General features: G+C 73.3%; 28 protein-coding genes and 1 tRNA gene. 9 read left to right on the forward strand and 20 right to left on the reverse strand.

Translation table 11 applies throughout. The features are described from left to right. Positions 1–593 (forward strand): cell wall metabolism sensor histidine kinase WalK (locus ASG49_RS18990; RefSeq protein ID WP_162244541.1); only part of this gene is annotated, 593 nt, incomplete at its 5' end. Here ASG49_RS18990 and ASG49_RS17510 read toward each other — a convergent pair. Genes ASG49_RS17510 through ASG49_RS17530 form a run of 5 tightly spaced genes read right to left on the reverse strand, consistent with a single transcriptional unit; the run spans position 590 to position 3,446 of the window. Beyond that, complete coding sequence (locus ASG49_RS17510) at positions 590–838, reverse strand: DUF3618 domain-containing protein (protein ID WP_056544519.1); 249 nt, start codon at positions 836–838, stop codon at positions 590–592. The genes ASG49_RS18990 and ASG49_RS17510 overlap by 4 nt on opposite strands. A gap of 59 nt (positions 839–897) precedes the next feature. Beyond that, the gene (locus ASG49_RS17515) at positions 898–1,662 is read right to left on the reverse strand and encodes an energy-coupling factor ABC transporter ATP-binding protein (RefSeq protein WP_056544522.1); all 765 of its coding nucleotides are present in this window, start codon (positions 1,660–1,662) and stop codon (positions 898–900) included. Further along, on the reverse strand, positions 1,659–2,342 hold the full coding sequence (cbiQ, locus tag ASG49_RS17520) for a cobalt ECF transporter T component CbiQ (RefSeq protein ID WP_056544525.1): 684 nt from the start codon (positions 2,340–2,342) through the stop codon (positions 1,659–1,661). The genes ASG49_RS17515 and cbiQ overlap by 4 nt, the downstream gene beginning before the upstream one ends. 1 nt (position 2,343) lies before the next feature. After that, positions 2,344–2,700 carry a PDGLE domain-containing protein gene (locus ASG49_RS18810; RefSeq protein ID WP_056544528.1) on the reverse strand — a complete coding sequence of 119 codons (357 nt, stop codon included), beginning with the start codon at positions 2,698–2,700 and terminating at the stop codon, positions 2,344–2,346. Continuing rightward, a complete protein-coding gene (locus tag ASG49_RS17530; protein WP_056544531.1) occupies positions 2,697–3,446 on the reverse strand; it encodes an energy-coupling factor ABC transporter permease in 750 nt (249 codons plus the stop codon). The genes ASG49_RS18810 and ASG49_RS17530 overlap by 4 nt, the downstream gene beginning before the upstream one ends. Positions 3,447–3,513: 67 nt before the next feature. Between ASG49_RS17530 and bcp the strand changes: the two genes are divergently transcribed. The 3 genes from bcp (at position 3,514) to ASG49_RS17545 (ending at position 5,243) form a co-directional block, all read left to right on the forward strand. Beyond that, positions 3,514–4,002, forward strand: coding sequence for a thioredoxin-dependent thiol peroxidase (gene bcp, locus ASG49_RS17535; RefSeq protein ID WP_056544533.1), 489 nt, complete (start codon positions 3,514–3,516; stop codon positions 4,000–4,002). A 9-nt stretch (positions 4,003–4,011) separates the two neighbouring features. Then, positions 4,012–4,088 (forward strand) — tRNA-Leu (locus ASG49_RS17540). A gap of 219 nt (positions 4,089–4,307) precedes the next feature. Further along, entirely contained in the window at positions 4,308–5,243 is a 936-nt protein-coding gene (locus ASG49_RS17545; RefSeq protein ID WP_056544536.1) for an NADP-dependent oxidoreductase, read from the forward strand. Positions 5,244–5,261: 18 nt separating this feature from the next. On the opposite strand, the gene rdgB is transcribed toward ASG49_RS17545, so the two are convergent. The 5 genes from rdgB to ASG49_RS17570 are packed head-to-tail and all read right to left on the reverse strand — an operon-like array spanning position 5,262 to position 8,882. After that, entirely contained in the window at positions 5,262–5,882 is a 621-nt protein-coding gene (rdgB, locus tag ASG49_RS17550; RefSeq protein WP_082534241.1) for an RdgB/HAM1 family non-canonical purine NTP pyrophosphatase, read from the reverse strand. Continuing rightward, entirely contained in the window at positions 5,879–6,610 is a 732-nt protein-coding gene (gene rph / locus ASG49_RS17555) for a ribonuclease PH (RefSeq protein ID WP_056544539.1), read from the reverse strand. Before rph ends, rdgB begins: the two co-directional genes overlap by 4 nt. A 57-nt stretch (positions 6,611–6,667) precedes the next feature. Continuing rightward, positions 6,668–7,453 carry an ABC transporter permease gene (locus ASG49_RS17560; protein ID WP_056544542.1) on the reverse strand — a complete coding sequence of 262 codons (786 nt, stop codon included), beginning with the start codon at positions 7,451–7,453 and terminating at the stop codon, positions 6,668–6,670. Further along, a complete protein-coding gene (locus ASG49_RS17565; RefSeq protein WP_200936371.1) occupies positions 7,450–8,388 on the reverse strand; it encodes an ABC transporter ATP-binding protein in 939 nt (312 codons plus the stop codon). Before ASG49_RS17565 ends, ASG49_RS17560 begins: the two co-directional genes overlap by 4 nt. A gap of 41 nt (positions 8,389–8,429) precedes the next feature. Then, positions 8,430–8,882 (reverse strand): MarR family winged helix-turn-helix transcriptional regulator, encoded by a 453-nt coding sequence (locus tag ASG49_RS17570; RefSeq protein WP_056544545.1) that lies wholly within the window; start codon positions 8,880–8,882, stop codon positions 8,430–8,432. Positions 8,883–8,931: 49 nt separating this feature from the next. On the opposite strand from ASG49_RS17570, the gene ASG49_RS17575 reads away from it, so the two are divergent. The 3 genes from ASG49_RS17575 to ASG49_RS17585 are packed head-to-tail and all read left to right on the forward strand — an operon-like array spanning position 8,932 to position 12,540. Continuing rightward, positions 8,932–10,041, forward strand: a complete 1,110-nt coding sequence (locus ASG49_RS17575; protein WP_056544549.1) for an ABC transporter substrate-binding protein — start codon at positions 8,932–8,934, stop codon at positions 10,039–10,041. A 55-nt stretch (positions 10,042–10,096) separates the two neighbouring features. Beyond that, positions 10,097–11,530, forward strand: a complete 1,434-nt coding sequence (locus tag ASG49_RS17580; protein ID WP_056544552.1) for an APC family permease — start codon at positions 10,097–10,099, stop codon at positions 11,528–11,530. Beyond that, complete coding sequence (locus tag ASG49_RS17585) at positions 11,527–12,540, forward strand: acetamidase/formamidase family protein (RefSeq protein ID WP_056544554.1); 1,014 nt, start codon at positions 11,527–11,529, stop codon at positions 12,538–12,540. The genes ASG49_RS17580 and ASG49_RS17585 overlap by 4 nt, the downstream gene beginning before the upstream one ends. Before the next feature lie 19 nt (positions 12,541–12,559). On the opposite strand, the gene ASG49_RS17590 is transcribed toward ASG49_RS17585, so the two are convergent. The 9 genes from ASG49_RS17590 to clpS are packed head-to-tail and all read right to left on the reverse strand — an operon-like array spanning position 12,560 to position 17,524. Continuing rightward, positions 12,560–13,318, reverse strand: a complete 759-nt coding sequence (locus ASG49_RS17590; protein ID WP_056544556.1) for an MBL fold metallo-hydrolase — start codon at positions 13,316–13,318, stop codon at positions 12,560–12,562. A 22-nt stretch (positions 13,319–13,340) separates the two neighbouring features. Continuing rightward, positions 13,341–14,156 carry a glutamate racemase gene (gene murI / locus ASG49_RS17595; RefSeq protein WP_056544561.1) on the reverse strand — a complete coding sequence of 272 codons (816 nt, stop codon included), beginning with the start codon at positions 14,154–14,156 and terminating at the stop codon, positions 13,341–13,343. 53 nt (positions 14,157–14,209) lie between these two features. Further along, entirely contained in the window at positions 14,210–14,605 is a 396-nt protein-coding gene (locus tag ASG49_RS17600) for a hypothetical protein (protein WP_056544564.1), read from the reverse strand. Further along, a complete protein-coding gene (locus ASG49_RS17605) occupies positions 14,598–14,969 on the reverse strand; it encodes a hypothetical protein (protein WP_056544566.1) in 372 nt (123 codons plus the stop codon). The genes ASG49_RS17600 and ASG49_RS17605 overlap by 8 nt, the downstream gene beginning before the upstream one ends. A gap of 10 nt (positions 14,970–14,979) precedes the next feature. Continuing rightward, on the reverse strand, positions 14,980–15,930 hold the full coding sequence (locus ASG49_RS17610; RefSeq protein ID WP_056544571.1) for a PLP-dependent cysteine synthase family protein: 951 nt from the start codon (positions 15,928–15,930) through the stop codon (positions 14,980–14,982). Further along, positions 15,927–16,211 carry a MoaD/ThiS family protein gene (locus tag ASG49_RS17615; protein ID WP_056544574.1) on the reverse strand — a complete coding sequence of 95 codons (285 nt, stop codon included), beginning with the start codon at positions 16,209–16,211 and terminating at the stop codon, positions 15,927–15,929. The genes ASG49_RS17610 and ASG49_RS17615 overlap by 4 nt, the downstream gene beginning before the upstream one ends. Continuing rightward, positions 16,208–16,636: a Mov34/MPN/PAD-1 family protein gene (locus tag ASG49_RS17620; RefSeq protein ID WP_056544577.1), complete on the reverse strand. Its 429-nt coding sequence runs from the start codon at positions 16,634–16,636 to the stop codon at positions 16,208–16,210. The genes ASG49_RS17615 and ASG49_RS17620 overlap by 4 nt, the downstream gene beginning before the upstream one ends. A 19-nt stretch (positions 16,637–16,655) precedes the next feature. Continuing rightward, the gene (locus ASG49_RS17625; protein ID WP_056544582.1) at positions 16,656–17,231 is read right to left on the reverse strand and encodes a DUF2017 domain-containing protein; all 576 of its coding nucleotides are present in this window, start codon (positions 17,229–17,231) and stop codon (positions 16,656–16,658) included. Next, on the reverse strand, positions 17,228–17,524 hold the full coding sequence (clpS, locus tag ASG49_RS17630; protein ID WP_056545058.1) for an ATP-dependent Clp protease adapter ClpS: 297 nt from the start codon (positions 17,522–17,524) through the stop codon (positions 17,228–17,230). The genes ASG49_RS17625 and clpS overlap by 4 nt, the downstream gene beginning before the upstream one ends. 47 nt (positions 17,525–17,571) lie before the next feature. On the opposite strand from clpS, the gene ASG49_RS17635 reads away from it, so the two are divergent. Both ASG49_RS17635 and ASG49_RS17640 read left to right on the forward strand, forming a co-directional pair. Next, positions 17,572–18,882 carry a nicotinate phosphoribosyltransferase gene (locus ASG49_RS17635; protein ID WP_056544585.1) on the forward strand — a complete coding sequence of 437 codons (1,311 nt, stop codon included), beginning with the start codon at positions 17,572–17,574 and terminating at the stop codon, positions 18,880–18,882. A gap of 9 nt (positions 18,883–18,891) precedes the next feature. Continuing rightward, the gene (locus ASG49_RS17640; protein ID WP_056544587.1) at positions 18,892–19,467 is read left to right on the forward strand and encodes a nicotinamidase; all 576 of its coding nucleotides are present in this window, start codon (positions 18,892–18,894) and stop codon (positions 19,465–19,467) included. A gap of 178 nt (positions 19,468–19,645) precedes the next feature. On the opposite strand, the gene ASG49_RS17645 is transcribed toward ASG49_RS17640, so the two are convergent. Next, positions 19,646–20,416 carry an enoyl-CoA hydratase gene (locus tag ASG49_RS17645; protein ID WP_056544591.1) on the reverse strand — a complete coding sequence of 257 codons (771 nt, stop codon included), beginning with the start codon at positions 20,414–20,416 and terminating at the stop codon, positions 19,646–19,648. Between the last annotated feature and the right edge of the window lie 8 nt (positions 20,417–20,424).

The raw sequence follows: 20,424 nt of genomic DNA on the forward strand, positions 1-20,424 counted from the left end.
TCGAGGACCTGCTCACCCTGGCCAAGGTCGAGGACGGGCGGCTCTCGGTCGAGCGCGCGCCGACCGACCTGCGGGTGCCGGTGCGCTCGGCGACCGAGGTGCTGACCCACGCCGCACGCAGCAAGCGCATCACGCTCGCGGTCCGCACCCCCGAGGAGCCGGTCGTCCTCCAGGGCGACCCGTGCCAGCTCGAGCGGCTGGTCCTCAACCTGGTCGGCAACGCGGTGAAGTTCACCCCCGAGGGCGGTCGGGTCGACGTCGGGCTGGCCGTCGCCGGCGAGCCGGGGGCGCGCGAGGCCACCGTGTCGGTGAGCGACACCGGTCTCGGCATCCCCGTCGAGGAGCAGGACCAGCTGTTCCAGCGGTTCTTCCGCTCCTCGCTCGCCACCGAGCAGGCGATCCAGGGCACCGGCCTCGGCCTGAGCATCGTGCGGGCCATCGCCGAGGCGCACGACGGCCGCATGGAGTGCACCTCCGCGGCCGGCGAGGGCACGACCTTCCGCTTCGTGGCGCCCCTCGACCTGCCGGCGCCGGGTTCGCGGATCGCGCCCGAGGGCAAGCTGGACCTCGAGGGCCTGGTGCGGACGGTCTAGTCGCCCGCGACGTGCCGCACGAGGTAGAAGAACGTCACCGCGACCGCGACACCGCCGACGACCTTGAGGATGTTGTCCTGGCGGGGGTTGCCCGCCGGGTCCACGAAGTAGCCCTTGACCGAGGCGACCTCACGCTTGGCGATGGTCTTGGGGCTCGCGCGGTGGAGGAGCTGGTCGATCGTGGCGGCGAGCCGCTCGCGGGTCTGCTCGATCTCACGCTCGAGGGACGACACCTGGTCGGACACGGGGCTGGCTCCTGTCGGTCACGCACGCTGGACCCGCGTGGGCGGCGGGTGGTCGGGGGTCACGTTACAACGGGCCCGGGGCGCGGCAGCGCGGCCGGGTCGAAGCCGAACGGCAGCTCCAGCCGGTGGCGTCGCATCAGCTCGGCGTCGGTCAGCAGGTCGTGGGTGGCGCCGTCGGCGACGACCTGCCCGTCGTGGAGGACCACGGCCCGGGGGCACAGCTCGAGGGCGTACGGCAGGTCGTGGGTCACCATCAGCACGGTGACGTCGAGCCCCCGCAGGATGTCCGCGAGCTCGCGACGCGACGCCGGGTCGAGGTTGGACGACGGCTCGTCGAGCACCAGGATCTCGGGCTGCATCGCCAGGACGGTGGCCACCGCCACCCTCCGGCGCTGGCCGAAGGAGAGGTGGTGGGGCGGCCTGTCGGCGTGCTCGAGCATGCCGACCTGGGCGAGCGCCCCCCGCACGCACGCCTCGAGCTCGGGGCCCCTCACCCCGAGGTTCGCCGGACCGAACGCCACGTCGTCGCGCACCGTCGCGGAGAAGAGCTGGTCGTCGGGGTCCTGGAAGACGACGCCGACGCGGCGGCGTACCTCCTTGAGGTTCTTCTTCTCCACCGCCATCCCCGACACGTGCACCGACCCGGCGCCGGCGGTGAGGATGCCGTTGAGGTGGAGCACCAGCGTGGTCTTGCCGGCACCGTTGGGCCCGAGCAGCGCCACCCGCTCCCCCCGGTGGACGTGGAGGTCGACGCCGAAGAGCGCCTGGTGGCCGTCGGGGTAGGCGTGGGCGAGGCCCCGGACGTCGAGGACCGGGACGCTCACGAGGGCTGCTCCCGGGTCGGCAGCGTCCCGTCGTACCCCCGGGCCACCATGGCCAGGTGCACGCGCTCGCCGCGCTCGTAGGAGCGGATGAACAGCGAGCCCAGCGAGCGCGCGAGCACCGGCCAGTGGCGTGGTGAGCGCGGGTCGAGGCCGCGCGAGCGCATCGCGGTGCTCATCCGCCCGAGCTCGGCGGTGACGACGTCGAGGTAGCGCAGCATGAAGCCCATGATCTGCACGAACAGGTCGGGCATCCGCAGCCGGCGCAGCCCGGCGAGCACGTCGTGCGGCTCGGTGGTGGCGGCCAGGGTGAGCGAGGCCAGCACGCCCAGCGTGCCCTTGACCAGCAGGCCCCAGGCGGCGAGCAGACCGGGCTCGGAGACCGCGAGGCCGAGCACGTCGACCCGCGGTCCCTCGGCGATGAACGGCACCAGCACCGCGAACAGCACGAACGGCGTCTCGACGACCATCCGCTTGGCGAGGTACGCCGGGGGCACGCGGCTCAGGCCGACCACCGTCAGCAGCACCACCGCGTGCACCGCGAACACCCAGAACCACTGCCGCGGCGTGGCCACGACCAGCAGCATGAAGCCGACCAGGGCGACCAGCTTGAGGTGCGCCGGAGCCCGGTGGACGACGCTGTGGCCGTGGTAGTGCAGCCGGTGGCCGTGCCCGGCTCCCACGTCAGGACCGTGCCTGGGGGACGCGGGCCCCGGCGGGCTCGGCGGGCTCGGTGTCGTCGTCCTCGGCCGGTCCGCGTCGGCGCAGCACCCGGAACAGGCCCCCCGCGACCAGCAGCGTGGCCGCCGCGCCGATGACGCCCGCCAGCCCGCCGCTGACGCGCTCGTCCTCGACGCCCTTGGTCTGGTAGTCCGCCAACGGGCTGGCGGCGGCCGGCGAGTCGTCGGCCGAGTCGAGGAAGCCGGTCCGCTCCGCCACGAACTCCAGCCCGTCCGGGTGCGAGGAGGCGTAGTAGCTGCCCACCCCCGCGATCACCAGGCTGACGAGCAGGAAGGCCAGCAGGAACCCGCGACGGCTCATGCGGCGTCGCCGGCGGGCGCGGTCGGGGCGGGCGCGCTCGAGGCGGGCGCCGTCGGGGCGGCGGTGACCGGGCGGCGTACCTCCAGGGTGCGGGCCTTCAGCGCCGGCCGCGCGCCGTGCACCAGGTCGGGTCGCACCGCGACCACCGACCCCACGACCAGCGCGGTGATCGCGGCCTCGCCGAGACCGATCACGGTGTGCCACGACAGCATCGCCACCAGCACCCGGTCGGGCGAGACGGGCGCGGTGCCGCCGAGCGCGAACAGCGCGCTGAACAGCGTGGCCGCCGCGAGGACGCTGAGGAACGCACCGACGGCCGCCGCGGGGGCGACCGAGCCCAGGCGCGTGGGCAGGACGCGGCGTACGGCCACGAAGACCAGCCAGCCGACCCCGACGCCCACGATGGCCATCAGGTCGACGTTGGTGCCGAGCGCGGTGATGCCACCGTCGGCCATGAACAGCGCCTGCACGATCAGCACGGTCGTCACGCACAGCACGGCGGTCCACGGACCGGCGAGCACGGCCGCGAGCGCACCGCCAAGGAGGTGGCCGCTGGTGCCGGCCGCGACCGGGAAGTTCATCATCTGCCCGGCGAAGACGAAGGTCGCGACGAGGCCCGCCATCGGCGCGGTACGGTCGTCGAGCTCTCGTCGGGCGCCCCGCAGCGCCAGCGCGACGCCCCCGACGGCCACGGCCGCCGTGGCGATCGAGGTGGGTGCGTCGAGGAACCCGTCGGGAACGTGCATGCCGCGACCCTACGTTATTGCGAATCGTTCGCAACAACTCCCCGAACGGACAGGACGTGACTCCCCGTTGAGCGAGACCACCCCCTCCCCCGCCCGTCTCTCCCCCGGTGACGAGGCCCCCGACTTCGCGCTGCCGACCGACACCGGCGAGGTGGTCCGTCTCTCCGACCTGCGCGGGTCGAAGGTGATCGTGTACTTCTACCCCGCCGCGATGACGCCGGGCTGCACCACGCAGGCCTGCGACTTCACCGACTCCCTCGACTCGCTGCGCAGCCAGGGCTACGAGGTCGTCGGCATCTCCCCGGACAAGCCGGCCAAGCTCGCGAAGTTCCGCGAGCGCGACGGCCTGACGATCACCCTCGCCTCCGACGAGGACAAGCAGGTGATGACGTCGTACGGCGCGTTCGGCGAGAAGAAGCTCTACGGCAAGGTCGTCCAGGGCGTCATCCGCTCCACCGTCGTCGTCGACGAGCAGGGCAGGGTCGAGGTCGCGCGCTACAACGTCAAGGCCACCGGCCACGTCGCCAAGCTCCGCAAGGACCTCGGCCTGGGCTGACACGGTCCCGCGCCCGTAGCCCAACAGGCAGAGGCACCAGGTTTAGGTCCTGGACAGTGCGAGTTCGACTCTCGCCGGGCGCACCACCCCTCCCGGAGCGCTGCGCGCCCGTAGACGCGCGGACACAAGTTCTCCCAGGCCGTCCGGTTCGACCGGCTATAACCACATCTGCCGGCCGCCTGACCGGACTTGTGTCCGCGCGTCTACGAGATCCGGCGCCCGCTGACCGGACGAGCGCCGGCGGAATCGCACCACCCCCTCCCCTGTTGGGTACGACGAACCAGCAACCGACGAGAGGACAGCCAGTGCGAGCAGCGGTGTACGACGAGTTCGGCGGAGCCGACAACCTGCGGGTGACCGAGGTCGACGACCCGCCCGTGGGGCCGGACACCGTCCTGGTCCGCGTCCGGGCGACGAGCGTCAACCCCGTGGACTGGAAGATCCGCGAGGGCTACCTGCAGGGCGCCTTCCCCCACCACCTGCCGATCATCCCGGGCTGGGACGTCGCCGGGGTCGTCGAGGCCGTCGGGCCGGCCGTGCGCACCGGTGTCGCGGTGGGCGACGAGGTCTTCGGCTACGTACGCCGCGACGACGTCCACCAGGGCACCACGGCCGAGCTCGTCCCGGCACCCGAGCGCACGGTGACCGCCAAGCCGACGAGGGCCTCCTTCGAGGAGGCCGCCGCGCTGCCACTGGCCGGGCTGACGGCCTACCAGGCGCTGACCGAGGCGCTCGAGGTCACCGCAGGCGACCGCGTGCTGGTGCACGCCGCCTCCGGCGGGGTGGGCCACCTGGCCGTGCAGATCGCGAAGTCGCTGGGCGCGACCGTGGTGGCGACCGGCTCGGCCGGGTCGCACGACTGGCTGCGCGAGCTCGGTGCGGACGAGGTCGTCGACTACGCCGCCGGCCCCGTCAGCGAGCAGCTGACCGCGGTGGGCGGGCCGGTCGACGCCGTGCTCGACCTCATCGGCGGCGAGGCGCTCGACGACGCGCCGAAGCAGCTCCGCGAGGGCAGCACCCGCCTCGCCTCCGTGGTCGACGCCGCGACCGTCGGCGAGCTCGGCGGCACCTACGTCTTCGTGCGCCCCGACCGCGCCGGGCTGGACGCCCTGGCCGCGCTCGTCGACGAGGGACGGCTGCGCGTCGTGGTGGCCGACACCTTCGACCTCGACCACGTCGCCGACGCCCACCGGCTCTCCGAGGACGGCCACCCGCGCGGCAAGGTCGTGATCACGGTCTGACCCGCCGCTCCGGCAGGCTCAGCCCCGCAGCAGCGAGGCGACCTGGGGCGCGATCTCGCGCAGTGCCCGACCGCGGTGCGAGATCGCGTCCTTGGCCTCGGGCGACAGCTCGGCCGAGGTGAGGTCGCCCTCCTGGTCGTCGGGCACGAACAGCCCGTCGTAGCCGAAGCCGCCCTCGCCGCGCACCTCGTGGACCACCCGCCCCGCCATCACGCCCTCGACCACCAGCTCGCGGCCGTCGGGGTGGCAGGCGGCGACGGCGCAGCGGAACTGCGCCGCCCGGCGCTCGTCGGGGCTGTCGGCGAGCTGCTCGAGCAGCAGCCGGTTGTTGCGCTCGTCGGACTTCGGCTGGCCCGACCAGCGGGCCGAGAGCACGCCGGGCATCCCGTGGAGCTCGTCGACGCACAGCCCGCTGTCGTCGGCGATGCTCGGCAGGCCGGTCGCGGCCAGGCCGGCGCGGGCCTTGAGCAGCGCGTTGCCGACGAAGTCGGGCTGGTCCTCCACGGGTTCGTCGTACGCCGCCACGTCGGCCAGGCCGACCACCTCGACACCGGGCACGTGCTGCTCGAGCAGCCGCCGCATCTCGGCGATCTTGCCGGGGTTGCGCGAGGCCACGAACAGCCGCGGGGCCGGGGTCACGAGCGGGCGGAGCCGAGGGCCTCGGCCTGGATGCGGGTCAGGTCGGCGCAGCCGCCGGCGGCGAGGTCGAGCAGGGCGTCGAGCTCGGCGCGGTCGAACGGCGCGCCCTCGGCGGTGCCCTGCACCTCGATGAAACGGCCCGCGCCGTCCATGACGACGTTCATGTCGGTCTCGGCGCGGACGTCCTCCTCGTAGGGCAGGTCGAGCCGCGGGGTGCCGTCGATGATGCCCACGGAGACCGCGGCCACCGAGCCGGTGAGCGGGTCGCCCTTCAGCGCGCCCTGCTCGCGCAGGTGGGTGACGGCGTCGGCGAGCGCGACGTAGGCGCCGGTGATGGCCGCCGTGCGCGTGCCGCCGTCGGCCTGGAGCACGTCGCAGTCGAGCACGATGGTGTTCTCGCCCAGCGCCTCGTAGTCGATCACCGCGCGCAGCGAGCGGCCCACCAGCCGGGAGATCTCGTGGGTGCGGCCGCCGACCTTGCCCTTGACCGACTCGCGGTCGGAGCGGGTGTTGGTGGCCGAGGGCAGCATGGCGTACTCCGCGGTCACCCAGCCCAGGCCGGAGCCCTTGCGCCAGCGCGGCACGCCCTCGGAGGCCGAGGCGGCGCAGAGCACCCGGGTGCGGCCGAACTCGACGAGCACCGAGCCCGCCGGGTGGTCCTGCCAGTGCCGGGTGAGGGTGATCGGACGCAGCTGGTCGTCGGCGCGGCCGTCGGCTCGTGAGGTCATGCGCGCGACCCTACGGGGCGGGCCCGACAGCCGTCCCGACTGCTCCCCGGGCCAGCCTCACTTCACCTCGGCGCGCAGGATCCTCACCATGCCCAGGGCGAGCGGGAGGCCCAGCCAGAGCATCCCCGAGACGAGCAGGTGCGCCCACTCCACGCCCGAGATGCTCCAGTCGAACAGCGGTGTCTGCGCGTTGGCGAAGTCGATCCAGGGCTGCAGGTCGCGGAACCAGCCGACCAGGCCGGCGACGACCGCGAACACGATCGGGAGCACGAAGGAGTAGGCGAAGTAGACGACGATCGCCGCCGCGGTGTTGAGCAGCAGGGCGGCGATCGCGAAGCCGGTGAGCATCGAGACGGCCTGCAGGATCACGAACCCCTGGAGCGAGGTCTGGCCGAGGTCCCAGGAGATGTCGCTGCCGGAGAGCAGGCCGTAGAGCAGGTTGCTCAGCACCGCCGCGACCACCGCGATGACGGCGACCACCACGGCCAGGAGCAGCCCCGCGACGAGCTTGGCCAGCACCACCCGCGTCCGCGACGGCTCGAGCGCGAAGGTGACCATCCCGGTGCGCTGCCCCCACTCGCCCGTGACGAGCATGATGCCGAGCACCGGCAGCAGCAGCCCGGTGGTGTACGTCGTGGTGGCCATCAGCAGCCCGAAGTCGAGCGGCAGGTCCTGCACCGCGAACGTGATCATCGCGATCACCATCACCACCACGGCCAGGCCCGCGGTGATCGCGAGCAGCCAGATGCCGGCGCGGGTGTCCCAGCTCTTGCGCAGCTCCACCTTGACCAGCCGCGAGAACGGGGTCCGGCTGGTGGTCGACAGGTCGAGGGTCTGGCTCATCGGGGGGCTCCCTGGGGTCCGACCGGGCGTGGGGGCTGGTTCGTGACGGGCTCGCGGGCGTCGCCCGCGGTCAGCTGGAGGAACATCTCCTCCAGGCCGGCGCCCTCGGCGGGCCGCAGCTCGACCAGGACCACCCCGGCACCGGCCGCCGCACGACCGACGTCGACGGGGTCGGCCTCGGCCCGCACGCCGCCGTCGCCCGAGGGCAGGAACGTGATGCCGGCCGCGGCGAGCGGCTGGTCGAGCGCACCGGTCTCGAACGGCTTCACGTAGGTGCCCTGGGTCTGGAGCAGCTCGGCCTTGGTGCCCTGGGCCACGATCCTGCCGCGCCCGATGAGGATCATGTCGTCGGCGATCATCTCCACCTCGTGCAGCAGGTGGGAGGACAGCAGCACGGTCCCGCCGCCCTGCGCGAAGCTGCGCAGCAGCCCGCGCATCCAGTGGATGCCGGCCGGGTCGAGGCCGTTGACCGGCTCGTCGAGGATCAGCACCGACGGGTCGCCCAGCAGCGCGTTGGCGATGCCGAGGCGCTGCCGCATGCCGAGGGAGTAGTTGCGGACGCGGCGCTTTGCCTCGTCACCGTTCAGCCCGACCAGGGTGAGCATCTCCTCCACCCGCTGGCGACCCACGCCCATGGTGTCGGCGCTGATCCGCAGCACCTCGCGGCCGGTGCGACCGGCGTGTTGCGCCGAGGCGTCCAGCAGCACCCCGACGTGGCGCGAGGGGTTGGGGATGTCGGCGAAGCGGTGCCCGCCGATGAGGGCCCGACCCTCGTCGGCGGAGGTCAGCCCCACCATGATGCGCATGCTCGTGGACTTGCCGGCGCCGTTGGGCCCGAGGAAGCCGGTCACGCGCCCGGGCTGGGCGGTGAAGGAGACCCGGTCGACCGCGGTGAAGCCTCCGTAGCGCCTGGTGACGTTCTCGAGGGTGATCACGCGCGACATCATGCCAAGGGGTGAGACGTGGCCCCGGGACCTCAGCGCGTCCGGGCGTGCCCGTCCGGCGCCAGCAGCCCCGTCAGCTCGGCCGCGGCGGCCGCCCACGGCGGCGAGGCGAGCAGCGAGGACTCGTGGGCAGCCACGAGCGCCTCCAGCCCGTCGAGGCGCCGTCGCCCCTGGCGACTGAGGTGCAGCAGCACCCGGCGCCGGTCCTCCCCCGCCTGGCGGCGGTAGACCAGCGCCGCGTCGGCGAGCGTGTCGGTGACGCGGGTCAGCGTGGGCGCCGGGACCTGCAGGCCATCGGCGAGCTCGCCCATGGTGTGGCCCTCGCCGTCGCCCAGGGCCCGGAGCACGCGCCACTGGTCGAGCGTGCACCCGTCCTGCGCGAGGGCCGTGGCCAGCCCGCGGGCGGCCTGCCGCTGGAGCGTGGTCAGCCGGTCGACGAGCGACGGCGGCAGCGCGGCGTCGGTCGTCCCGTCCGGTCGCCCCATCGCCCGGCACCCCCTCGTCCTCCCGGTGCCGCGGAGCATACTCACACCCGTGGAGATCGAGGCGGGGCTGACGGACCCGCTGGAGGCGCAGCACCTGCCGCGGCCCGCGGGCCGGCTCCGGGTCGCCCTGGCCGTCCCGCAGTCGGGCCCGCTGGGGCTGACCGGCCCCTCGGCGCTGGACGCCGCGCTGCTCGCGGCCCACGAGACCAACGCCGCCGAGCAGCTGCCGGGACGGGTGCTCGACCTCGTCCTGGTCGACGCCGGCCGGCGCCCGGCCGAGGTGGCCCTCGACGTCGCCGGCCTGGCAGCCGGGGGCCTGGTGGACGCCGTGGTCGGCTTCCACACCAGCGACGTGCACCGCGCCGTCGAGTCGGCGCTGGGCGGCCGGACGCCGTACGTGTTCACCCCGCCCCACGAGGGCGGGCGCCGGCTCCCGGGCGTGGTCTGCCTGGGTGCCGATCCCACCCGACAGCTGCGCGGACCGATCGCCTGGCTCACCGAGGTCCACCGGCTGCGCCGCTGGGCCCTGGTCGGCAGCGACTACATCTGGCCCCGGGCGGTGCACCGCCACGCTCGGCGGCTCGTCGCCGAGCAGGGCGCGTCGGTGGTGCTCGAGGCCCGGGTGCCGCTCGGCGGTCTCGAGGACCGCCTCGAGCGGCTGCTCGACGACCTGGTCGGCTCGCGGGCCGACGCCGTGCTGCTCAGCATGGTCGGGCGCGACCTCGCCACCTTCAACACCGCGGCCCGCCGCGCCGGGCTCGACCAGCGGCTGGTGCGGCTCTCGGGCGCGCTGGAGGAGAACGGCCTGATGGCCGCGCGGGGCGACCGCACCGGCACCCTGTACGCCGCGATGCCGTCCTTCGCCTCGCTCGCCGACGACGACCACGCCGACCTGGCGGCCCGGCACGAGGCGCTCCTCGGCCCCCGGGCGCCGGTCCTCGACTCCTACGCCGAGGGCGTCTACGACGGGGTCCGGCTGGTGGCGGCCCTGGCACGGCGCGACGCCCTCGACGCCGACGCCCTGTCGCGCGGGGTGCCCGAGGTCGCCGACCTGCGACGCCGCCGCGGCATGCACCTCGCCCGCGCCGACGCCTTCGACCTCGCGGTCGTGGCGGGCGCCCACGGGGACACCGGACGGAGTACTTCCATCTGGAAGTGATTGGGCCTACGCTCCCCCCTGGCCGCACGGGCGGCCCGGACCGGACGAGGACCCCATGAGCGAACCCGACCTGACGTCCCACGACGTCGAGCGCTACGGCTACACCCAGGAGCTGCACCGCTCCCTGAGCTTCACCGACCTGCTGGTCTACGGCCTGGTCTTCATGGTCCCGATCGCGCCGTTCGGCATCTTCGGCGGCGTCTTCCAGGGCTCGGGCGGCATGGTCGCGCTGGCGTACGCCATCGGCATGGTGGCGATGATGTTCACCGCCCTGTCCTACGCCCAGATGTCGCGGGCCTTCCCGATGGCCGGGTCGGTCTACACCTACGCCGGGCGCGGGATCGCCGCCCCGGTCGGGTTCCTCTCCGGCTGGATGATCCTGCTCGACTACGTCCTCATCCCCGGCCTGCTCTACCTCATCGCCTCGATCGCGATGCACTCGCTGATCGGCTCGGTGCCGGTGTGGCTGTGGCTGGTCGGCTTCGTGGTCCTCAACACGGTCGTCAACTACACCGGCATCGAGATGACCGCCAAGGTCAACAAGGTGATGCTCGTCGGCGAGCTGGTCGTGCTGGCGGTCTTCGTGGTGATCGGCATCGTCGCCCTGGCGATGGGCCGGGGTCGGGGCTTCGACCTCACCCCGCTCTACAACCCCGACACGTTCTCGATCTCCCTGGTGCTCGGCGCGGTCTCGATCGCCGTCCTCTCCTTCCTGGGCTTCGACGGCATCTCGATGCTGGCCGAGGAGAGCAAGGAGCAGGCCCACGCCATCGGCCGCTCGATGGTCGCCGCGCTGCTCCTCGCCGGCACGCTGTTCGTCGTCCAGACCTGGATCGCGGCGTTGCTGGTGCCCGACCCCGCCACGCTCATCGCCGAGGGCGACGCCGGCGGCACCGCGTTCTACGACGCTGCCGCCGTGGCCGCCGGCCCGTGGCTGGCCATGCTCACCGCGCTCGCCACCGCCATCGCCTGGGGCTTCGCCAACGCCCTCGTCGCCCAGCTGGCCACCTCGCGGCTGCTCTACGCCATGGCCCGCGACCGCCAGCTGCCCTCCTTCCTGGCCAAGGTGCACCCCACCAAGGGCGTCCCGGTCAATGCCACGCTGCTCGTCGCCGCCGTGTCGCTGGTCCTGGGCCTCTACATGGCCACCCGCGAGGACGGGATCACGCTGCTCAGCACCCTGGTCAACTTCGGCGCCCTGAGCGCCTTCCTGGTGCTGCACGTCTCGGTGGTGTGGCACTACGTGGTCCGCAACGGCAGCCGGGCGTGGTTCAAGCACCTCGTCGCGCCGGTCATCGGCTTCGTCATCCTGGCCTTCGTCGTCGTCAACGCCGACGTGGCCGCGCAGACCCTCGGCTTCGTCTGGCTCGCCATCGGCGCCGTGCTGCTCGGCTTCCTGCTCGCCACCGGTCGCCGGCCCGAGCTGGTGCTCGACGACACCGCCGGCACCACCACCGGCGCCACCACGAGCTGGGAGGCCACCCCATGACCGAGGTCCGCACGCTCAGCCCCACCCCGGAGCAGTGGTCGTTCGCCTTCGGAGGCCGCGATCCGCTGCTCACCGTCGCCCCGGGCACGGTCGTCGAGGTCACCACCGAGGACTGCTTCGGCGGCCTGGTGCGCGGCCACGACGACCTGCCCAGCCAGGTGTGCACCTTCCCCTACCTCAACCCCGTCAGCGGCCCGATCGCCGTCGAGGGGGCCGAGGTCGGCGACACCCTGGCCGTGCACTTCGTCGAGATCGTGCCCGCCCGCGACTGGGCCGTCTCCACGACCTTCCCGCACTTCGGCGCCCTCACCACCACGCACGCCACGGCGATGCTGCACCCGGCCCTGGAGGAGCGGGTGTGGGTGTACGACGTCGACGTGGCCTCCGGGACCTGCCGCTTCAGCGCCCGCCGCTCCGACTTCTCCGTGGAGCTGCCGCTCGATCCGATGCACGGCACCGTGGGCGTGGCTCCGGCGGCCGGCGAGGTGCTGATGAGCATCACCCCGGCCGCCCACGGCGGCAACATGGACACCCCCGAGCTGCGCGCCGGCGTGACGGCGTACTTCCCGGTCAACGTGCCCGGCGGGATGCTCTCCATCGGCGACGGCCACGCCCGCCAGGGCGAGGGCGAGGTGTGCGGCACCGCGGTCGAGGCGGCGATGCAGACCGTCGTGGTGATCGACTTGGTCAAGGGCTCGGCGCCGGCGTCGCCGCGGCTGGAGAGCGACGACTTCCTGATCACCACGGGATCGACGCGCCCGCTCGAGGACGCCTACCGGATGAGCCAGCTCGACCTGGTCGGCTGGACCGGGTCGCTCCTCGGGCTCGACGACCTCGACGCCCTGCAGCTGGTCAGCCAGGCCGGGCTCGCGCCCGTCGGCAACGTCGTGGACACCAACTACACGATGGTCGGCAAGCTGCCCAAGGGCCTGCTCGGCCCGGCCGTCGCCTACGACGGCACCCACGACCGGCTGCGTGCGGTGGGGGCGGACTACCTGCGGCGGCGCTGAGCGGGGGGCACGCGGTCGTTCAGACCTCGTGCACCTGCCCGGGCACCGCGAGCACGATCGGTCCGTCGTACTCCCCCTCGGCCTCGGCCCGCACCCGCTCCGGGTCGTGCCACGGCGGGATGTGGGTGAGCACCAGCTTGCGCGACCTCGCCCGCTGGGCGGTGCTGCCCGCCTCGGCCCCGGTCAGGTGCAGGTCGGGCGGGTTGGGGGCGCCCTCCATGAAGGACGCCTCGCACAGGAACAGGTCGGCCTCGCGGGCGGTGTCGTCGAGGCCGTGGCACAGCCCGGTGTCGCCGGAGTACGCGAGGGCGCGGCCGTCGGCCTCGATCCGCAGGCCGTACGCCGTGACCGGGTGCACGACCCGACGGGCGGTGACGGTGAACGGGCCGATCTGGATCGCGGTGGTGCCGTAGGGGATGAAGTCGAACTCCTCGTTCATCCCCGGCTGCTCCTCCAGGTCGTAGGCCCGCGCCATCCGCCCCGCGGTGTCGGCGGGGCCCCACACGGGGATCCGCGGCAGCGCGCCGTCGGGGTGGTACTTGCGCATCACGTAGTAGCCGCACAGGTCGAGGCAGTGGTCGGCGTGCAGGTGGGAGAGGAAGACACCGTCGATCGAGCCGGCGTCGACGTGGCGCTGCAGCGAGCCCAGCGCCCCGCTGCCGAGGTCGAGCAGGATCCGCCAGGTGCGGCCCTGCAGCTCGGCCTCGACGAGGTAGCAGCTGGCGGAGGACTCGGGGCCCGGGTAGGAGCCCGAGCAGCCGATGACCGTGACCCTCACCGCGCCGACCTCGCGGGGGGCCTCATGCCGACATCACCCACGTGCCGCCGGCGAACTGGGTCGCCCGCTGGAGCTCCGGGCCGAGGAAGCGGCGGCCGATGGTCGCGAACTCCTCGGGCTGACCCGTGGTCAGGAAGCGGTGCGTGGCCGGCTCGTGGCTCTCCCGCTCCAGGCCGTGCTGCACCAGGGTGCGGTAGACGTCCTTGGCGCACTCCTCGGCGCTGCTGACCAGCGTCACCCCGTCGCCCATCACCAGCGAGATGACGCCGGTGAGCAGCGGGTAGTGGGTGCAGCCGAGGATCAGGGTGTCGACCTGCGCCGCGACCAGGGGGTCGAGGTAGTCGTGGGCGGCGGCGAGCAGCTCGGGCCCGCTCGTGACGCCCTGCTCGACCAGCTCGACGAAGCGGGGGCAGACCCGCGTCGACAGCGTCACCTGCGGGGCGGCGGCGAACGCGTCGTCGTAGGCCATGGACTCGGCGGTGGCGCGGGTGCAGATCACGCCGATCCGGCCCTCGCGGGTGGCGGCGACCGCGCGACGGGCCGCGGGCAGGATCACCTCGACGACCGGCACGTCGTAGCGCTCGCGGGCGTCGCGCAGCACGGCGGCGCTGGCGGAGTTGCAGGCGATGACGAGGGCCTTGACGCCCTGCTCGACGAGGTGGTCCAGGCACTCCAGGGCGTACTCGCGCACCTCGCCGATCGGCTTGGGGCCGTAGGGCTGCCGGGCGGTGTCACCCAGGTAGACCACCGGCTCGTGCGGGAGCTGGTCCATCACGGCCCGGGCGACGGTCAGACCTCCGAAGCCCGAGTCGAAGATCCCGATCGGCGCGTCACTCACAAGGAGAGAGGCTAACGCCCGGTGTCGCCCGTGGGGCGCAATGGCGAGGCAGGTCACGCCCGGCGTACGCCGCGCAGCACCCACCACAGCCCGACCACGGGCAGCACGAGGGGCACGAAGCCGTAGCCCGCGCCGAAGTCGGACCACACCGTGCGGTCGGGGTAGTCCTGCGGCAGCAGCAGGCTGCTCAGCCCGACGAGGAGCACGCCGACCAGCTCGATGCCGACCGTGACCAGCGCGAGCCGCCGGCGACCGGTGGCCAGGGCGTACGTCGCGACGCAGTAGACGACGGCCGCGAACCCGCTCAGCAGGTAGGGCAGCGGGGCGCGGGAGAACTCGGTGGTCAGCTGCAGCACCGAGCGGCCGGTCGCCGCGATCGCGAACACGCCGTAGACGAAGACCAGCGCGCGACCCCAGCCGGTGGCGGTGGGGCTGGAGGGCCTAGCCACCGGAGGCCCAGATCTGGGCCAGCCGCACGAACATGAACGGCACGAGCAGCACCGCGACCAGCAGCACCGCCGTGCCGCCCCGCGAGCGGTCGCCGGCCGACCAGACCAGCCCGGCCGGCACGAAGAGCAGCGTCGCGAGCAGGTAGCCGGCGTACTCCCACGCGGGGACGCCGTCGCCACCGGTGACCAGGCGCACCACGCCGAGGACCGCGAGCACGAGCAGCCCGACCTCGAGCAGCCCGAGCAGGTCGGTCAGCCGGTTGCCCGGCGGCCGGTCGCGCACCAGCTGCACGACGAGCCACACCGACGCGACCCCGCACAGCACCCCCAGCGCGAGCTGGAGGTAGTCGAAGGCCTGCTCCACCGGTGTCCCCTCAGGCCCAGAGCTGGCCCTCGAGGCGGTCCTCCGCCTCGTCGACCGTGCCCTCGTAGGCCCCCGTGGAGAGGTACTTCCAGCCGCCGTCGCACACGATGAAGACGATGTCGGCGCGCTCGCCGGCCTTGACCGCCTTGGCGGCCTGGCCGAGCGCGGCGTGCAGGATCGCGCCGGTCGAGATGCCGGCGAAGATGCCCTCGGCCTCGAGCAGCTCGCGTACCCGCCGCACGGCGTCGCGTGGCCCGACCGAGAAGCGGGAGTCGATCAGCGACTCGTCGTACAGCTCGGGGACGAAGCCCTCGTCGAGGTTGCGCAGGCCGTAGACGAGCTCGCCGTAGCGGGGCTCGGCGGCGACCACCTTGACGTCGGGCTTGTGCTTGCGGAACGCGCGGCTGACGCCCATCAGCGTCCCGGTGGTGCCCAGGCCGCCGACGAAGTGGGTGACCTCGGGCAGGTCGGCGAGGATCTCCGGGCCGGTGCCCTCCTCGTGGGAGAGCGCGTTGGCGGCGTTGCCGTACTGGTAGAGCATCACCCAGTCGGGGTGCTCGTCGGCGACCTTCTTGGCCACCCGGACCGCCTCGTTGGAGCCGCCCGCGGCCGGCGAGGAGACGATCTCGGCACCCCACATCCGCAGCAGCTGACGCCGCTCCGCCGAGGTGTTCTCGGGCATCACGCACACCAGGCGGTAGCCCTTGAGCTTGGCCGCCATGGCCAGCGAGATGCCGGTGTTGCCCGACGTCGGCTCCAGGATCGTGCAGCCGGGGCGCAGCGTGCCGTCGGCCTCGGCGGCCTCGATCATCCGCAGCGCCGGGCGGTCCTTGATCGACCCCGTCGGGTTGCGGTCCTCGAGCTTGGCCCACAGCCGCACCTCGGGCGACGGCGAGAGCCGCGGCAGCCCGACCAGCGGAGTGGACCCGACCGAGGCGAGCAGGTCGTCGTAGCGCGTCATCCGCCGGCGACGGCCGGGAGCACGACGACCTGGTCGCCGTCGGAGAGCGCGGTGCCGAGGCCGCCGGTGAACCGGACGTCCTCGTCGTTGACGTAGAGGTTGACGAACCGGCGCAGGTCGTCCTGGCCGTCCTTGGCCTCGACGAGCCGGTCCTTGAGGCCGGGGTGGTTGCCCTCCAGGTCCTCGATGAGGGCAGCGAGCGTGTCGCCCTGCCCCTGGACGGCCTTCTCGCCGCCCGTGTAGGTGCGCAGGATGGTGGGGATGCGGACCTCGATGGTCATGAGTGCTCCTTCACGATGGTGACCTCTTCCTCGGTCACCTCGCCGTCGATGATGCGATACGACCTGAACTCCACAGGGCCGTCAGAATTCCCGTGCTCGCGTGTGCTGACCAGCACGTAGTGCGCCCCCGGCTCGCTCGCCAGCCCGATGTCGGTGCGGCTGGGGTAGGCCTCGGTCGCGGTGTGGGAGTGGTAGACCACGACCGGCTCCTCGTCGCGGGCCCACATCTGCTTGTAGAGGTCGAGCAGCTCGCCGGAGTCGAACTCGTAGAAGGTCGGCGACCCCGCGGCGTTGACCATCTCCACCACGCGCTCGGCGCGGTCGCTGCCCTCGGGTCCGGCGACCACGCCGCAGGCCTCGTCGGGGTGGTCCCGCTTGGCGTGGGCGACGATCTGGTCGCGCACGGCCTCGGTCAGGGTGAGCACGCGGCCAGCGTAGGCGAGATCAGGCTGCGGACCGGACCAGGGTCTCCTGCAGGAACCCCAGCCACTCGTAGATGTCGTGCACCTGCGCCTGGGGGTCGTCCTCGGGCAGCGCGGCCCAGCGCTCCTCGTCGCCCTCCTCCACCCCGAGCCGGGTGGCGATGGCCAGCCGCATGTCGGTGAAGGCGCGCATCCAGGTCATCGCGGTGGGCGGGTCGAGCTCGACGTCGATGAACACGCCGTCCTCGGGCTCGGCCGGCAGCCCCGCGTCCTCGAGGCTGTCGATGACCGTCGCCGCAGAGGCCGCCTTCCCGTCGCGCAGCGTGGCCTCGGTGTAGCGGCGGAAGTCGCCGGCCGCCTCCTCGTCGTCGGGGTACGCCGAGGGGAACAGCCGCGCGAGCACCGGGTCGTCCGGGACGGTGGTCGGGCCCGAGAAGTCGAGCATCCGCTCCAGCGGGTCCTCGGCCTGCGGCGTGGCCTCCTCGCTGCGCAGCAGCTCGATGATCTGCCCCGCCAGCGAGCGCAGCAGGTCGGCCTCGTGCACGGTGAAGGTCGCCACCGCGGCGCCGCTGCGGCGGTGCCTCCGGAACCCGCTCACGCGGTGTCGGACTTCTGCATCGTGGCCCACAGGCCGTACTCGTGCATCGCCTGCACGTCGCGCTCCATCTCCTCGCGGGTGCCCGTCGAGACCACCGACCGGCCCTGCTCGTGGACCTCCATCATCAGCTTCTCCGCCTTCTTCCTGCCGTAGCCGAAGTGCTGCTGGAAGACGAAGGCGACGTAGGACATCAGGTTGACCGGGTCGTTCCAGACGATGGTCACCCAGGGGGTCTGGAGCGCCGTGGTCTCGTCGACCGCGGGCTCGTCGAGCTCGACCGGGGAGGTGGACACCACGCCATTGTGCACGCCGCGCACGCGGCCAGCCCTAGTGTGTCCCGGTGACCTCGACTCCCGGTGCGGCAGCGTCGACCGCCCTGCTCACCGACCACTACGAGCTGACGATGCTGCAGGCCGCGCTGGCCAGCGGGGCGGCCCACCGCCGCTCGTTCTTCGAGCTCTTCCCCCGCCGGCTGCCCGCCGGTCGCCGCTACGGCGTGGTCGCCGGCGTCGGGCGCGCGCTCGACGCCCTGGAGGCCTTCCGGTTCGGCGACGCGGAGCTGGAGTTCCTGCGCGAGGAGCGCATCGTCGACGAGCCCACGCTGGCGTGGCTGGGCGACTACCGCTTCCACGGCAACGTCTGGGGCTACCCCGAGGGCGAGATCTACTTCCCCTACTCCCCCCTCATGGTGGTCGAGTCGACCTTCGCCGAGGCGGTGGTGCTCGAGACCGTGCTGCTCTCGATCTACAACCACGACTCGGCGATCGCCTCGGCGGCCTCGCGGATGACGTGGGCGGCCGGCGAGCGTCCCTGCATCGAGATGGGCGCGCGGCGTACGCACGAGGGGGCGGCGGTGGCCAGCGCCCGGGCGGCGTACGTCGCGGGCTTCACCGCCACCTCCAACCTCCGCGCCCGCCAGCAGTACGGCGTCCCCAGCACCGGCACCAGCGCGCACTCCTTCACGCTGCTGCACGACTCCGAGACCGACGCCTTCCGCGCCCAGGTCGCCTCGCTCGGGCGCGGCACCACGCTGCTGGTCGACACCTACGACATCGCCGAGGCGGTCCGGCTCGGCGTCGAGGTGGCCGGCTCCGAGCTCGGCGCGGTGCGCATCGACTCCGGCGACCTCGGCGTGCTCGCCCACGAGGTGCGCCACCAGCTCGACGACCTCGGCGCCCACGACACCCGCATCATCGTCACCAGCGACCTCGACGAGTTCGCGATCGCCGGGCTCTCCTCGGCCCCCGTCGACGGCTACGGCGTGGGCACCGAGCTGGTCGTCGGCAGCGGCCACCCGACCTGCGGCTTCGTCTACAAGCTGGTCGCCCGCGAGGACGACCACGGCACCCTCGTGGGCGTCGCCAAGAAGAGCACGGACAAGATCTCCATCGGGGGCCGGAAGTACGCCCTGCGCCGGCTCTCGCCCCAGGGCGTCGCCGAGGCCGAGGTGGTCGGCATCGGCTCCCCCGCGGTCAACGACGGCGACGACCGGCCGCTGCTCACCCCGCTGGTGCGCGACGGCGAGGTCGTGGGCCGCGAGCCGCTCAAGGCCGCCCGGGCACGGCACCTTCGCTCGCGCGCCGAGCTCCCCCAGGTCGCCCGCCAGCTGTCCAAGGGCGACCCCGTGATCGAGACCGTCCACGAGCGGTAGCCTCCGCGCATGAAGAGCGCCCTGATCGTCGTCGACGTCCAGAACGACTTCTGCGAGGGCGGCTCGCTGCCCGTCAGCGGTGGCGCGCGCGTCGCAGGCGAGGTCTCGCAGCTCCTGCGGGCCTGGTCCGAGGGCGGGTCCGGTGCTCCGTCGTACGACGTGGTGGTGGCGACCAAGGACCACCACGTCGACCCGGGCGCCCACTGGTCGAGCAACCCCGACTACGTCGACACGTGGCCGGTGCACTGCGAGGTCGGCACGGACGGCGAGGAGTTCCACCCCGCCCTGGAGCACCGGCCCTTCGACGAGGTGTTCCGCAAGGGGCGTCACGAGGCGGCGTACTCCGGCTTCGAGGGCACCTCTCCCGAGGGTGAGAAGCTCGCCTCCTGGCTGCGCGACCGCGGCATCGAGCAGGTCGACGTGTGCGGCATCGCCACCGACCACTGCGTCCGCGCCACCGTCCTCGACGCCGTCGGCGAGGGCTTCGAGACCCGCGTCCTCACCGACCTGTGCGTCGGCGTGGCCCCCGAGTCCACCGAGGCGGCCCTCGCCGCCTTCCGCGACGCCGGCGCCCGGCTCGCCTGACCGTTGCGCGCCTGGTCACCGGGTCTCGTGACAGGCGCTGCGCGCCTTCCTCGACCACCCGCAGGCTGCTGCGGCGCGCCGCCCTGCTCTGGTCCAGGAGGTCGCTCTGCGCCGCCCTCGGCTGGTCGAGGAGGTCGCTCTGCGACCGTCACGAGACCGCCGCACCCCCGATCGCCGGCTACTCTCCGGTGAAGGTCGGCCGGCGCCTGGCGGCGAAGGCGGCCATGCCCTCGGTGGCGTCGGCGGTGCGGAGCAGGACCGACTGGCCGGAGCGCTCGCGGGCGAAGGCGCCCTCGAGGTCGCCGAGGGTGGTGGCGTTGACGGCCTTCTTGGTCGCGGCGTACGCCAGGGGCGGGCCGGCCGCCACCCGGGCGACCACGTCGGCCAGCGCCTGCTCGTAGTCGGCGTCGTCGACGACGTGGCTGACCAGCCCGGCCGCGTGGGCCTCGTCGGCGTCGATGCGCTCGGACAGCAGCGCCAGTCGCATCGTCCGCGCCCGGCCCACGGCCGCCGCGACCAGCGCGGTCGCGCCGCCGTCGGGCATCAGGCCGATCCGGGTGAAGGCCAGGGTGAGCGAGGCCGAGCGCGCCGCCACGACCAGGTCGCAGGCCAGCGCCAGCGGCATCCCGACGCCGGCGGCGACGCCGTTCAGCCCGCAGACGACGGGCACGGCGAGGTCGGTCACCGCCCGGACCAGCGCGTTGGCGCCGTCCACCGAGCCCCCGTCGTACTTCCCGGCCGGGTCGTCGCCCCCGAGGTCGGCCCCGGCACAGAAGGCCGCGCCGGTCCCGGTGATCACGACCACCCGGACGTCGGCGTCGGCGGTGGAGCCGCGCAGCGCCTCGGCGAGGTCGGCGACCATCTCGCCGGTGAGCGCGTTGAGGGAGTCGGGGCGGTCGAGGGTCAGCCACAGCGCGGCGCCCTCGCGTCGTACGAGCAGGTCGGCCATCGCCCCAC

The organism is Marmoricola sp. Leaf446, from assembly GCF_001424755.1.
GTDB lineage: Bacteria > Actinomycetota > Actinomycetes > Propionibacteriales > Nocardioidaceae > Marmoricola.